The sequence below is a fragment of the Pseudocolwellia sp. G5-9 genome, from assembly GCF_055808995.1.
The window spans coordinates 1,380,771-1,395,493 of the sequence record NZ_CM147893.1; the positions used below are offsets into that span (position 1 = coordinate 1,380,771).

Here is a 14,723-nt window from a genome sequence, read left to right on the forward strand (position 1 = left end):
AAAACAAACCCAACACAAAACACATGTAATTATTGATATCCCGTAAAAGCAAAAAAGCTTTTGAATAACTCAAAAGCTTTTAATTGAAAATCATACCTTTAACAACTAAACAATAACTTTAGTTTTTCGCAAATAATAACTAAAAAGCACTAAAAGAATTAACCCACTTCCCTCGCCTCCACTACTCTCATTTTGGTTATTAGGGGTAACGTCTTTGGTATTGTTATTAGCAGGTAAAGAAGATAATGATGCATCTAATGGGTATGCATCTAAACTATCAATAACATTATCACCATCATCATCAGTATCTTCATTATTGCCCACCCCATCCAAATCAGTATCTATTGACTCATTTGGATCTAGTGGAAAAGCGTCATCGACATCATTAACATTATCACCATCATCATCGGTATCTTCATTATTGCCCACGCCATCCAAATCAGTATCTATTGACTCATTTGGATCTAATGGAAAAGCGTCATCAACATCATTAACACTATCATTATCATCATCCAAATCTATCATATTAATGGCACCATCATTGTCACTGTCTACACAACCATTTTCATCAAATACATCAGGCATTTTATCTAAACTATCAACAATACAATCGTTATCATCATCAATATCTATAAAGTTTACAAGTCCATCTCCATCAGTATCATCAGCACCAAGAAGCCCCTCTGGTAAGAGTGTTATTTTTGTAAATTCAAATGTTTTGGTTTCAGCTTCTTCACCCAAACCAAGTCTATATTGAACGTCTGAATAACCTGTAACCCATAGGCTACCGTCTTTCTTTAATGCATATGTAGCATCCACAATCGAATAACTAGCCAACCAATCAGTATCTTCTCCAACTTTATTTAATTCTTTTGTTGCATTTTCACCACGCCCTAATACTGGAGAGTTATTGCTAACGGAAGCAGTATAAAGCTCCCCCGAAGATGAGATTATTGAAATATTATAATTTGAAACAGAAAAATGTGACCAACTATTATCTTCAATAAGTACAGGTGTATCATAATTTACATTTTCATCTTTTAGTAAGAAGATAGATCCCCAACCATACAGTCCTGAAGATGTATGTGCGTACTTTCGCCAAAGACCACCATTTATTTTTGTTACTGGTTCAGGAATATCTACTGGTGCTATTTTCCCATTAGTATCCATTCTCCCAAGAGAATTACCAATTCCACCAGTCCATACTTCTCCCTCATTATTCAAGAACATGTAAAAATGTTGTTCATGTTTTGATGCCCCAATCCAATTATACAATCCATTTACTTGAACAGGTGATTCAAAAGATTCAGAATTACCTACTTCAAAAAATGATGCTAATTTACCTATTCCCCACAAACTACCGTCAGCTTTTTGTAAGAAAATTCCATCACCAAAAACTCCAGAATTACTATATATAGCAGTCCAATCTTTATCTATTCCTATTTGCACCGGATCGCTGAAATACTTATCCTGGCCGCTGGTTGAAATGTCAACAGAAGAATAAGTTTCCACTCTCCATAAAGTCCCGTCGCTCTTCAATAAAATCAATAGATTACGGCCAGTACGAATATAAGCTAAATCAATCCAAGAGCCATCTGAAAATAGTTGAGGTTTAGCTCCCGACTTGTCTCCCCAAAACCACAATTGGCCGCGGTGTGTTAATAAAAATGAATATTTGAAGTAATCAAAAAAATCTTGTCGATAATTTGTTTGTAATATAGGAAGAGGTTTTACATGAACTAACGTGGTATAAACATCGTCAGGAAGATTGTTATCATCTGTTACACTTAATTGACTTTCTAAAACAAAGCTATCTTCTTTAAAATCAGCTGCTGCCTGATAGGTAAATGAGTTTTTCTCTATATCTAAGGTGAGACTTCCTTGCTTAGGTTCCTCATCTATTTTATAACTTATTACATCATCATCAATGCTATATCCAGGTAATATTCTGGTTAATGGTTCATTATTAGAAACAAACAATGTTATTTCTGTCGGTATCGTTGGTGGCTGATAAACTTGGCGTTCTACATGAATATTTACACTTTTAAGAGTTAATAGCTCACCATCAAAAGCTGAAAAATCAACACTACCAACAGAACCAAACTTTTGACTATTAACACTAATGATTAACCTGCCCTCATTATCAGAAACAGTAATGTCCCTAGTAGCGTTGATCTTGGTTGTAAGGTTATCGCTTCCTCCATTATCAAAAATAGAATAATCGACAGTAACACTGCCATTTTGAGGAATAACAATTGTATCTGCTACATTAATAACAGGTGCAGTATTAGTATAACCGCTAAACTGAACAGGTATATATTCTTTAGTGCCGCTTGCATCAATCACAACTACACTTGAAGCAGAAATGCTCTTAGTATTATTTAACAATAATTGAAACTGGTTATTTCCAAGTGATATGACGGTGGCTTCCAGCCAATCTTCAGCAGTTGAATCGAGTATACTAACATTAATCTCAGCTGCTATATTTGTAGAAAAATTTAATGTTAGTTGTGTGTTTTGATCTGTAATATGTTGAGGTAATATGTCACTAATATGTATATTGTGTTCTTTGCTATAACCTACTTCAACCGGCGTTGGTGCTGAATAATTAATCGCGCCATGTTCATATGTTTTATAAGCTCTAACCCAATAACATACTTGTTCGTCACCTTCAGGTATGCTTATTTCTGTTTCTTCAACAGTATTATAAATAGCGTAAGTATCTTTAAATAATGGACAAGTACCATTAAGTTTAACTTTTCTAATTTCATAACCATCAGCTTTTGGCATAGCAGACCAACTCAATTTCACTTCATTACTATATATACCTTTAGAGACAACAAAATTATCGGGATAACCAACGCCATTAAAATTAGCAACTATATTCGCAGTCTTATTCAACAACGATGCATTGTCTGCACTATTACCTTCTGATTCATCAATTCCTGTAGGTATTGATTGATAATTAATACTAGGATTTGAATAATGAGTAATAGTCTTGCAACTTACACCTGCTTTGTTACAAGCATCATCATATGACATAATAGTTTTAAATTGATTTTCCACATCAACATGGCCGTATGCATAATCGTTTTCAATAGTTTTTGAGCTTTCAACGAAGCGGTCATGCTTAGCGCCAAGATTGTGGCCTATTTCATGAGCAAAAGTTAAACCTCCTGTACAGTTTATACCTATAACACTAAGTCCATAACGGCTATCAACCCAACCTGAAGCACTCGTTGTGTAATAAGCCTTGCCGCAAAACGAATCAGTAAAAGCCCCCAAATGTCCATAATAATTGACTAAATCCGCATCATATTTATCACGTAATTCATCTAAACGGTCAAAGCTACCTTTACGCTCTAACATGTCAGGTAAAGGATCATTAGGATAATAGGTATTAATCATAACTAAACCCGCGAGCGTATAAGAAGCATCTATTCCTGAATTAATTAAGGCTTGATTTGCATTAGCAAAATCAAGCTCAATCAAGTCTTCCAAGCTAGGTTTTATCTGTAATGCTAATGAGGAATAATAAACCAAAATCCGAATATCATTACTTTCAGTAAAACCTTTAGGAGCTTCACTCTGAAGTGTTTGTAAATAAGTTGTATTATAAGAAGAAGGAGAAACTAATGATTTTTGTAATTTGCTTGTAGATTGCTGCTGCTCTCTATCAATTACATCAGTACTACCTTTTGGGAAAGTGATCTCAAATTTTTCTAACTTTATGTCGTTATCAGCAAGTGTTTGTATTTTCCATGTACCTAGTTTAGCGATAATACTACCGCTTAAGCCATGCTTCGAGTAAATTAAACTAATTGTACTCTTATTTTCTGCCTCACCTAACCAAACCTGCTGATTTTTATGCGTTACATAAAAGTTTTTTCTCACAAATTGAACTAAACCAAGCTCAGGAATATCAATGCTAATGGTATCCTTTTTGATTAGTTTATCTCTACTATCAACTAAAGATATTTGATAACTCGATTCGCTTATTTTTTTAGATATAGAAAAAAGTAGGTCATTGTTTTTAGCAGATACTGCAGTTGATATTAGAATAATAATAAATATTAAAATTGTTTTCACTTACATTCCTTATAACAGTTAAATAACCTTTATTTGTTACTTAACTTATCCAGATAATTTGTATTTTATTTTTAAAGTGTATCAAAAACGCCCAACCAAACAAAACAATTCTATTCTTACCTTCTCAAATATTTATAGCTTGGCACATATACTTTTATATAAGTTACTCAGAAATTAAACTAAACATATTTAACATCGAAACCCCTTATATCATAATGATTTTATTATTTATTATAATTTTTTTAACATTATTCAAAGCAAAAATTAATTCATCTTCTGATTTTGCCGCCATTAAAGATATTCTTACCGCTTCAATTTTGTTTCCTTTCTGGACTGTAGCTTTATTACTTTGAATATTAGCATTTGAATGGCTTACTCTAAAATAATCAGCACTTGAAACCAGTACACCACGCTCTTCTAATGCTTGACTAAATTTATCACTCGTCCACGGTGAAGGTAACGTTAACCATAAATGGAAGCTATTTATTTGGGACGATAGCTGTTCTCCTTTTAAAATACGTTTAGCAATAATTTGACGTTTAATCGCTATGTCTCTTTGCTGTTTTTGAATGGCTAACGCTTGCCCTGAAAAAATAAGTTTAGACGCTAAAGCTAGCGTTAACGGAACCGGCATCCATATTGTATTTCTTATTGTCGCTTCTATACGTTGTTTAAACGTCTCAGGATAAACAATAAACCCGACTCGTAGACCCGGAAAAATAGATTTAGATAAACTACTTAAATAAAAACCATATTCAGGTGCGAAATTAGAGAGTGCAGGAAGTTCAGGACTCAAAAAGCCGTAAACGTCATCATCTATCATCCAAACTTTATGTTTAGTAACTATTCGAGCAATTTCTTTTCTTCGCTTAACAGACATAATAGAAGCTGTTGGATTTTGATGAGAAGCAACTACAATCAATAGTTTTATATCATGTTGCTGACAAGCTTGTTCTAACGATTCTGGCGTAATGCCCTCTTCATCTATTTCAAGCGGAATAAGTTTTCGTCCGAACTGATTAGCAAGTGAAATAATGCCCGGATAACATAAGCTTTCTACAGCAATACAATCACCATAATCAGTTAAAGTACTTATTAGCACCATTAAACCATGCTGCGCACCACTGCATAGCGATACTTGTTTTTTGTTTATTAGTACCCCTTGCGATAACAACCAATGTGTCGCCGCTTGATGATCCGTTAGGCTACCCCCTGCAACATTATAATCCATTAATTCTGATAATTTATTTTGCTCGCTCAAGCTTTTAAGTTGCTGCGTAATTTGTTGATTTGCAATATTAACTTGCGGTTTGATAATAGATAAATTGATAGATTGAAGATCATTCGCTTTGATCGCTTGTGGTAATACAGGACACGCAGAAACAAAACTCCCTTTACCTACTTTTGCATTAATAAAACCAGCACTTTCGGCTGCTTTATATACTTTAGTAACGGTAGCCACAGCAATACTTAACCTTGTTGCCAACTCTCTATGCGTAGGTAATTTATCACCCGCTTTCAATAAGCCTTGTTCAATAGCATATTGAAGTTGTTGATAAAGTGCCTGATGTAAGGTTAGTCGATTTTTCCTTTGATGAAAGCCATCAAGCCAATTCCATAATTGAGACATTATTTTTCCATAGCCAAAGCTAGTACAATTAACAACATTGTACTAGCTAACATTTTTTATACCATAAATTTTCACGCTATTTAAAAGAAAAACAACCAAATATATGGAAAGTGCATCGCTTATTATTTTTAATACTGGTTAAATAATTCTATTGTTTTTTTATGGAGAGTTTTTAAATGAAAGTAGCATTTATTGGTTTAGGCACTATGGGATATTCAATGGCGGGACATTTACAACATAATGGCCTGCAAGTAACCGTTTTTAATAGAACAGAAACAAAAGCTTTAGCATGGAAAAACGAATATAACGGCTCTATCGCGCCAACACCTAAAGAAGCAGTAAAAGAAGCTGAATTGGTTATGTGTTGTGTGGGAAATGATAACGATTTAAGAGAGGTTTGCTTTGGAGAAAATGGAATATTAGCAGGATTAAAAGAAGGTGCTATTTTAATTGATCACACAACAACCTCTGCTGAAGTGGCTAAAGAAATATCTCAAGTATGCCTTAAACAAAACAACACCTTTTTTGATGCCCCCGTATCTGGCGGTGAAATAGGTGCTCAAAATGGCGCGCTAACAATTATGGTTGGTGGCGATGAAGAAAAATTTAAAGACATTGAAAACACGATTAATATCTATGCTAAACAAGTGACTCGTTTAGGCGATGTAGGCGCAGGACAAACCTGTAAAATGGTTAATCAACTCTGTATAGCCGGCATTTTACAAGGGTTGTCAGAAGGTTTAACACTCGCTAAAAAGTCAGGATTAGATTTAGTTACCGTAAGAGATGTACTTAAACATGGTGCAGCTCAGTCTTGGCAGCTTGAACAACGAACGCATACCATGGCAGAAGATCAATTTGATTTCGGGTTTGCTATAGACTGGATGAGAAAAGATTTGAATATTTGCTTAGAGCAAGCTGAACAGCTAGGCATAAATTTACCTGTAGCTAAAATGGTAGATGCTTCGTATCAGCGATTACAAGAAAAGGGGTTTAATCGTTGCGACACCTCGGTTTTAATTAAAGATATAGAATAAAGGCTCACCTTTTATCAAAAAAGCCCTTTGAAAGTATATTTAAAGGGCTTTTGAACACATATATCAGCTATAACAAATTCAATAAAGAGTTATCTATAACCGAGTAATTTATTTTCTTTAATTTCTTCAACAATAGCTTCCGGTACATTCTTTTCCCAGCCTGCCTTACCTGAAGATATTTGCTTAAGTACTTCTCTAGAGTATATTTTTAATAATTTTTTATCACTGCATTCAATACCTGATATAAAATTATTTTCTAGTAAATGTTGATATAAAAAGCGTAAATGGTCAGGCACTTTAACTTGAGTAAAATCAATAAGCTCGTCGCCATTTTCTAATTCTGGATATACAAATATACGCGTATTATCTGGAAATAATTTACCAAAAGCTTCCAGTATTCCACCTTCTACCCCACGATAAAACTGCTCATCAAAAATTTGTCGCATGTTCATCATACCCACAACAATCCCTATTTGTAGCTGCGTATATTGACGAAAATAAGCACGTAAAGAAAAGTAACGAGTGTAATCAGAAATCATTACGCTATAACCCAGCGAGTTTAGTAACTGAACCCTTGTAATAATATCAGCTTCAGGCACTTTCGCATCATTACCATACAGATCATTCAGCGATATTTCAGCAATAGCAATTGTACTATCACCATCTAAACTATTAAGCGTATTAAAAGAGTTTTTACCTTGCTCAATCATATCCACATTTAGTTTAGTGGCTGGCTTGAATGAACCACGAATCGTTAATACGTTCTTTTTATACAACATATCTGCTGGAACAGTTACTGAACCATCAGGCTTAAACATAATGGCACGGGTTTTCCAACTACGTATTAAGTGTAAGTTTATCGCACGGTTATCAATATCTTCAAAATAGGGCCCTTCAAATTCAATGGCATCTATTTCAATACGATCTTTACCTATGTTGTCACTTAAAGAATCAATAATATCTTTTGGATTTTCAAAATAATAATAAGCGGCGTAAATAAGGTTTACACCTAAATTGCCTAACGCTTCTTGTTGCGCTTCAGCGCTATCATCATGCATGCGAACATGAATAGTAATATTTGAAGGCTCTGCGCCTGGATACATTTGCACTCTAACACCACACCAAGCATGGCATTCGTTTTTACGATTAAAACTTTTAGCGGCAACCGTTGCTGCATAAGAAAAATAACGTGAAGACTTAGAACGAATATCACCTACCCGGTCTACCACAAGAGCAAATTCTTGTGTCATCATAGCTTTTACACGTGCTTTACTTACATAACGTCTATCTTCTTGCACACCGTATATTGCATCAGAAAACTTCATGTCATAAGCAGACATAGTTTTAGCAATAGTTCCTGCTGCAGCTCCCGCTAAAAAAAACTGCCTCGCCACTTCTTGGCCTGCACCTATCTCTACGATAGTTCCATACTTTTTCTCATCAAGATTCAAGCGTAAAGCTTTGTTACTTGTAGTGCGCGAGCTAACTTTTTTATCCATGATTTCTCCAAACATCATTAATATGTTCATAACCACTTACTTAATTTTAAATAAAAATAAGTGGTATGTAAGAATACAAACTTTTCAATTACTAATTTATTAGTATAACGGGTTCTTATTATATTCTTATTTAAATATTATTTCCCTTAAATTCAGATAAATCACCTCAATATAGCGATATAAAAATAAGCATTTAACTTATCCTGAAAAATATCTTGAAAAACCTTTAAAAATTCATGTTGTTTTAAGCTTTATTGTATTAAATCAATGTTTTTAAATTTTCATCTTCTATAGTTAGTTTAAGAATATTAATTTAAATAATATATAGGCGTTTTAGATGACAAAACAACTTATTCTGGTTATTAACTGCGGTAGTTCTTCACTTAAATTTTCTTTAATCAATCCCAAATCAACTAAGACTATTTTAACCGGTCTGGCTGAGCAGTTGTTTTCAGATAAAGCCACTATCAAAATAAAGTATAAAGAAGACGTTATTGTTAAAAATATTGTAGCTCCTTATGACCATAGTTTAGCCATAGCAATACTCGTTGATGAATTAAAAGCTTTTGACTTTAATGATAACATTATCGCTATTGGTCACCGAGTGGTTCATGGTGGAGAAAACTATAGTACGCCCACATTAATTACTGATGAAGTAAAACAAATAATCGGCTCTTTATCTCGATTAGCTCCTTTGCATAATCCAGCCAATTTAATGGGTATTACGGTTTGCGAAAAAGCATTTGAATCACTTCCGCAAGTTGCCATTTTTGACACCGCTTTTCATCAAACACTTCCCTCTAAAGCTTTTATCTACGGCTTACCTTATGAGTTATATGAAGAACATAGTATTAGGCGTTATGGTTTTCATGGAACTAGCCATTATTTTGTATCCGCTGAAGCAGCAAAATTAATTAACAAGCCTATTGAACAATGTAACTTTATTTCAGCCCATTTAGGTAACGGTTGTAGTATTACCGCAATAAAAAATGGCAAAAGTGTAGACACAAGTTTAGGTTTTACACCCAACGAAGGTGTCATGATGGGAACACGTTGCGGCGATATTGACTCAAACATTATTTTTTATTTAGTGAATAAGCTGGGTTATTCAACTGATGAAATCAATAAGCTCCTCAATAATAAAAGTGGTTTATTAGGCGTTTCAGGTACCAGTAACGATTGTAGAGCATTAGAAGAAGCAATGACTGATGATCCAAACTGCAGAGCAACATTAGCATTAACGATATTCAGCTACAGAATAGCTAAAGTTATCGCATCTTATACTGCAAGCTTAACAGAACTAGACGGTATTATTTTTACCGGCGGTATCGGTGAAAATTCAATGTTGGTTAGAAAAATGGTGGTATCTCACCTACAAATTCTTAATTTTTATCTTGATGATGAAAAAAATGAACAAGCTCGTTTTGGTCAAAGCGGTAATATCGCCGCTAACAACTCACGTTCATGCTGGGTTATTCCTACAAACGAAGAGTTTGTTATTGCTGAGCAAACACAACAATTACTTTCTTTAAAGAATACTGGGGAATAAAAATGCATCATAAAATAATGTTAATTCCAGCGGGATTTGGTGTAGGTCTTACCAGTATAGCTGTTGGTTTAGTACATGCGTGTCAACAACGTGGAATTAAAGTGGGACACTTCAAACCCATTAGCCAACCCTCTCGCAGTGTATTAAAAAATAAAAAAGATCATATTAGTTGGTCAACCGACGATCACTCAATTCCTCTTAGTTATGTTGAAGAACAAATGGCTGACGGACAACGTGAATTTATTCTTGAAAAAATAGTAGAAAACTACGACAACTTTAGCCAACACTACGACGTTGTAATTATAGAAGGTTTAATTCCTACCACGCGCCAACCTTATGCAGGCAGAATTAACCGAGATGTAGCGCAAACACTTTCTGCCAATATTGTTTTAGTAACCACTCTGGGTAACGATACCGCTGAAGAATTTGAAGATCGTATCGAAGTAACAGCTGAAACTTTTGGGGGAATTAAAAATAGCAAGCTACTCGGTTGTATTATTAATAAAGTTAATTCGCCTAATGAAGATGAATTTGGTTTATTACCCAGAGAAAATGAAATTGAGTCTAATGATGCAACCGATTTATTTCCTGCATTATCTATCTTTAAAAACAAACAATTTAAACTATTGGGTTCTGTTCCATGGGAAATGGATTTAGTTGCTCCCAGAGTTTGTGATATTAGTACTTATTTAAATGCAACACTGATTAATAAAGGAGATTTTGAACACAGAAGAATTAGAAGTATCAGTTTTTGTGCGCGTACCGTTGATAACTTAGTCAGCCATTTACAACCCAGCCGACTAATTGTTACACCAGGCGATCGTACCGATATAATTATTGCAACTTGTTTATCTGCACTTAACGGTACAAAAGTAGGCGCATTATTATTAACCAACGGTTACGTACCTAATGAATATGTACTCGACTTATGTAAACAGGCGCTTGAAGCTGGCTTACCTGTACTTTCTGTAAAGTCTGACACATGGCAAACCTCCCGTTACCTTATGAACTTCACACCAGAAATTCCTAAAGATGACATACAACGGCATGAAAAAGTAAAACAACATATTACCGATCATTTATCTGGTAGCTGGTTAGACACCTTATCGCAATCTATTCAACAGAATAGCTTACTATCTCCACCGGCTTTTAGGCATAAATTAACCGAACTTGCTCGCAAAGCGAATAAACTTATTATCTTGCCAGAAGGAGAAGATATAAGAACCATAAAAGCTGCCGCAATATGCGTTAAGCGTAATATAGCTCGATGCCAATTATTGGGTAACAAAGAAAATATTTTACGTATTGCCGAACAACAAGGTATTGAATTACCTGAAGGCTTACTTATTACAGATCCTGAAAACATTGTAGATAATTATATCGCTCCCCTTGTAGAATTAAGAAAGCACAAAGGTGTAACCGAAGCGATTGCCAAACAAGAACTTACCGACAATGTAGTACTGGCGACCATGATGCTGAAATTAGGTCAAGTAGACGGTTTAGTCTCTGGCGCAGTAAATACCACAGCCAATACCATTAGACCTGCCCTACAATTAATTAAAACCGCTGATAATTGTAACTTAGTATCATCTATCTTTTTTATGTTATTACCCGAACAAGTCCTTATATACGGTGATTGCGCCATTAACCCAGATCCTAATGCTGAACAACTTGCTGATATTGCTATTCAATCGGCAGACTCTGCAACCAAGTTTGGTATAGAACCTAGAGTTGCTATGATCAGCTACAGCACGGGTTCTTCGGGCACAGGGGCTGATGTAGAAAAAGTCACGCTAGCGACTAAAATAGCGAAAGAAAAGCGCCCTGATCTGATCATAGACGGACCACTACAATACGACGCAGCCATAATGAAAAGTGTTGCAAAGAAAAAAGCGCCTAATAGCCCCGTAGCAGGTAAAGCCACTGTATTTATATTTCCAGATTTAAATACAGGCAATACCACCTATAAAGCGGTGCAACGATCCGCGGATCTTGTTAGCATCGGCCCAATGCTACAAGGTATGAGAAAACCCGTGAATGATTTATCAAGAGGAGCGTTAGTCGATGACATTGTATACACAATTGCGTTAACCGCCATACAAGCTAATACGTAATTTGTACAGTAATTGTGTATAAATATATCAAAAAACTAAGCGTTCAAAAACAACACAGCACCATATAAACACTATAAAACAGCAACTTAATACACATATAAAGGGTTGTTAACAATGATATCCACAGGTTTTGTGGATATCATTAAATTATTGGGTATAAAAATAGGATCCTTAATAATAAAACCTTCAAAAAATGTAATATAAATACTTGTATTTCTCTCCTCCCTACCTTTTACCATTGCTTTAATGTTAAAATAATTTCATTCAAAATTTAGTTGCTACTTTTACTTATACCTTTCATTAATAGGTTCAGTATTAGCTAATACCATATTTATACCCGTTATCATTCAAGATGCAGGTTTCAGTAGTAACGGGTATATATTCACCACATTAAGTTTCGAACAATAACAAGGGTTAAAGATGACAACCATCTACGGCATAAAAAACTGTGATACCGTAAAAAAATCACTTAAATGGTTAGAAAAAAATAATATTGAGTTTTCATTTCACGATTTTAGAGTCGATGGTTTAACACCTGAGCTACTCACTTCTTTTGTTGATAGAAGCAGCTGGGATGTATTATTAAATAAACGCAGTACAACATTTCGTAACTTACCGTCAGAAATTAAAGATAACTTAACTGACGACGTAATCTTCAATGCCGTAATTGAACAACCCACTTTATTAAAGCGCCCTATTCTTATCAAAAACGACATCACGTGTGTTGGCTTTAAAGACGATTTATATCAGGAAAACTTACTATGAGTAACAACACACCCGTTATTGAATTAACAAAAGACCTTATTTCACGTAAATCTGTAACCCCAGAAGATGCTGGCTGCCAAGACCTTATATCAAACCGCTTAGGCGCTATAGGGTTTAATAACGAATCTATGGTGTTTGAAGACACAACCAACTTATGGTCAAGAAAAGGTACGCAAGATCCTGTGTTTTGTTTTGCTGGTCATACCGATGTTGTTCCAGCGGGTAATTTAGACTTATGGAATACACCGCCATACGAGCCAACAATTATAGATGGTATGTTATATGGTCGTGGTGCTGCAGACATGAAAGGCAGTTTAGCCGCCATGATCATAGCAACTGAGCGTTTTGTAGCTGACTACCCAGATCATAAAGGTTCAATTACTTACCTTATTACCAGTGACGAAGAAGGCCCTTTTATAAACGGCACTACACGCGTTATTGATACGTTAGAAGCTCGTAATGAAAAAATCACTTATTGTATTGTAGGTGAACCTTCTAGTACTAATGAAGTAGGCGATATCATTAAAAATGGTCGTCGTGGTTCAATTTCTGGTGAGTTAACTATTCATGGAAAACAAGGTCATGTTGCTTATCCTGAACATGTTAAAAACCCTATTCACTCAGCCATGCCAGCATTAGCCGAACTAAGCCAATGTCATTGGGATGAAGGTAACGATTTTTTCCCTGCGACAAGCTTTCAAATATCCAACTTAAACTCAGGTACAGGTGCAACCAATGTAGTACCAGGGCATATTACGGCTTTATTTAACTTAAGATACAGCACTGAGTTAACAGACCAAATAATTGTAGACAAAGTACACGCAATACTTGATAAGTATAACTTTGAATACGACATTAATTGGACCTTTAACGGCAAACCTTTTATTACTGAACCTGGCCCATGGTTAGATGCAGTAACCAATGCAATAGAAACTACTATGGGTAAACCTACCCTGTTGTCTACTGCCGGTGGTACATCAGACGGACGATTTATTGCCCCAACAGGTGCTAAAGTTATTGAATTAGGCCCGTGTAACGCAACGATTCATCAAGTAAACGAAAGTGTTTCATGTAGTGATTTAAACAACTTAGTTGATATTTATTATCAATCTCTTGTTAATGTTTTAGGTAAATAAACATGTTATTGAATACCTCACAGCTTAGCGGACAAAGTGATAACCATATTACTTGGCTTACAGAGCATGTTGGTATTCATAAAGACATGCTCTTAGCGTGGCAATCACTTTGTGATGCTGCACTAATCGCTGGCTTTAATCTTAAAATAGCCAGTGGTTATCGTAGCTTCGACAGACAACTCTCCATTTGGAATAGAAAATTCAGCGGTGAGCTTGCCACTAAAAACAAGCTTAACGAAACAGTAGATTTAACACATTTATCTGATAATGAAAAAGTTGACGCTATATTAGTATACTCAGCATTACCGAGTACCAGCAGACATCATTGGGGCACAGACATAGATGTTTATGCCGATAACCTACTGTTAGAAAATCAAAAATTGCAGCTAGAACCTTGGGAATATGAGCAAGGTGGCCCCTTTGAAAATCTCAGTTTATGGCTAACACAACACGCACCAACATTCGGTTTTTTCTTCCCTTACGATGAAGACCGAGGCGGAGTGGCTGTTGAACCTTGGCATTTATCATACGCACCATTAGCGCAACCGTGTTTATGTAATATGACCATTGAAACATTAACTCAAGCTATTGAGCAATCAAACATATTAGGAAAGCAGGCTATTTTAAATAAATTACCTCATATTCTTAGCCAATATGTTCATAATATAAATAAAGGATCAGAAATATGATTGATATGGGCGAATGGCTTATTCCTATTGTCATTATAGGCGTCGTTTTATTTTACATTGGTAATTTAAGTACCTTGCAAAAAAATGCGAAAACGCCTTTACGAAAAAAAGGATTAAACGATCTTGAAGAAACGTTACCTCGCAGCCACAAAACTGATCATAAAATGCCTACGGTAAGTAATAAAGCAGACTCGCCCTATAAAAAGTTATAACTA

The 14,723-nt window shown here is 35.1% G+C and carries 10 protein-coding genes; 7 read left to right on the plus strand and 3 right to left on the minus strand.

All coding sequences use genetic code 11. The features are described 5' to 3' along the window. Nucleotides 1-105: 105 nt before the first annotated feature. The gene (locus AC0L5Q_RS05970) at nucleotides 106-4,089 is read right to left on the minus strand and encodes a zinc-dependent metalloprotease family protein (RefSeq protein ID WP_473615622.1); all 3,984 of its coding nucleotides are present in this window, start codon (nucleotides 4,087-4,089) and stop codon (nucleotides 106-108) included. A gap of 205 nt (nucleotides 4,090-4,294) precedes the next feature. Next, on the minus strand, nucleotides 4,295-5,719 hold the full coding sequence (locus AC0L5Q_RS05975) for an aminotransferase-like domain-containing protein (RefSeq protein ID WP_473615626.1): 1,425 nt from the start codon (nucleotides 5,717-5,719) through the stop codon (nucleotides 4,295-4,297). Nucleotides 5,720-5,895: 176 nt separating this feature from the next. Here AC0L5Q_RS05975 and AC0L5Q_RS05980 point away from each other — a divergent pair, with 176 nt between their 5' ends. After that, complete coding sequence (locus AC0L5Q_RS05980; protein ID WP_473615629.1) at nucleotides 5,896-6,756, plus strand: NAD(P)-dependent oxidoreductase; 861 nt, start codon at nucleotides 5,896-5,898, stop codon at nucleotides 6,754-6,756. A gap of 89 nt (nucleotides 6,757-6,845) precedes the next feature. Here the strand turns inward: AC0L5Q_RS05980 and AC0L5Q_RS05985 are convergent, their stop codons facing one another. Further along, complete coding sequence (locus AC0L5Q_RS05985; protein WP_473615633.1) at nucleotides 6,846-8,255, minus strand: TonB-dependent receptor; 1,410 nt, start codon at nucleotides 8,253-8,255, stop codon at nucleotides 6,846-6,848. Nucleotides 8,256-8,592: 337 nt separating this feature from the next. Between AC0L5Q_RS05985 and AC0L5Q_RS05990 the strand changes: the two genes are divergently transcribed. The 6 genes from AC0L5Q_RS05990 (at nucleotide 8,593) to AC0L5Q_RS06015 (ending at nucleotide 14,720) form a co-directional block, all read left to right on the plus strand. Then, entirely contained in the window at nucleotides 8,593-9,804 is a 1,212-nt protein-coding gene (locus tag AC0L5Q_RS05990) for an acetate kinase (protein ID WP_473615636.1), read from the plus strand. A 2-nt stretch (nucleotides 9,805-9,806) separates the two neighbouring features. Continuing rightward, on the plus strand, nucleotides 9,807-11,918 hold the full coding sequence (gene pta, locus AC0L5Q_RS05995) for a phosphate acetyltransferase (protein ID WP_473615640.1): 2,112 nt from the start codon (nucleotides 9,807-9,809) through the stop codon (nucleotides 11,916-11,918). 420 nt (nucleotides 11,919-12,338) lie between these two features. After that, nucleotides 12,339-12,683, plus strand: a complete 345-nt coding sequence (locus tag AC0L5Q_RS06000; protein ID WP_473615643.1) for an ArsC family reductase — start codon at nucleotides 12,339-12,341, stop codon at nucleotides 12,681-12,683. Then, nucleotides 12,680-13,819: a succinyl-diaminopimelate desuccinylase gene (dapE, locus tag AC0L5Q_RS06005; RefSeq protein WP_473615647.1), complete on the plus strand. Its 1,140-nt coding sequence runs from the start codon at nucleotides 12,680-12,682 to the stop codon at nucleotides 13,817-13,819. The genes AC0L5Q_RS06000 and dapE overlap by 4 nt, the downstream gene beginning before the upstream one ends. A gap of 2 nt (nucleotides 13,820-13,821) precedes the next feature. Continuing rightward, nucleotides 13,822-14,508 (plus strand): M15 family metallopeptidase, encoded by a 687-nt coding sequence (locus AC0L5Q_RS06010; protein WP_473615651.1) that lies wholly within the window; start codon nucleotides 13,822-13,824, stop codon nucleotides 14,506-14,508. Continuing rightward, the gene (locus tag AC0L5Q_RS06015; RefSeq protein WP_473615655.1) at nucleotides 14,505-14,720 is read left to right on the plus strand and encodes a hypothetical protein; all 216 of its coding nucleotides are present in this window, start codon (nucleotides 14,505-14,507) and stop codon (nucleotides 14,718-14,720) included. Before AC0L5Q_RS06010 ends, AC0L5Q_RS06015 begins: the two co-directional genes overlap by 4 nt. The last annotated feature ends 3 nt before the right edge of the window (nucleotides 14,721-14,723 follow it).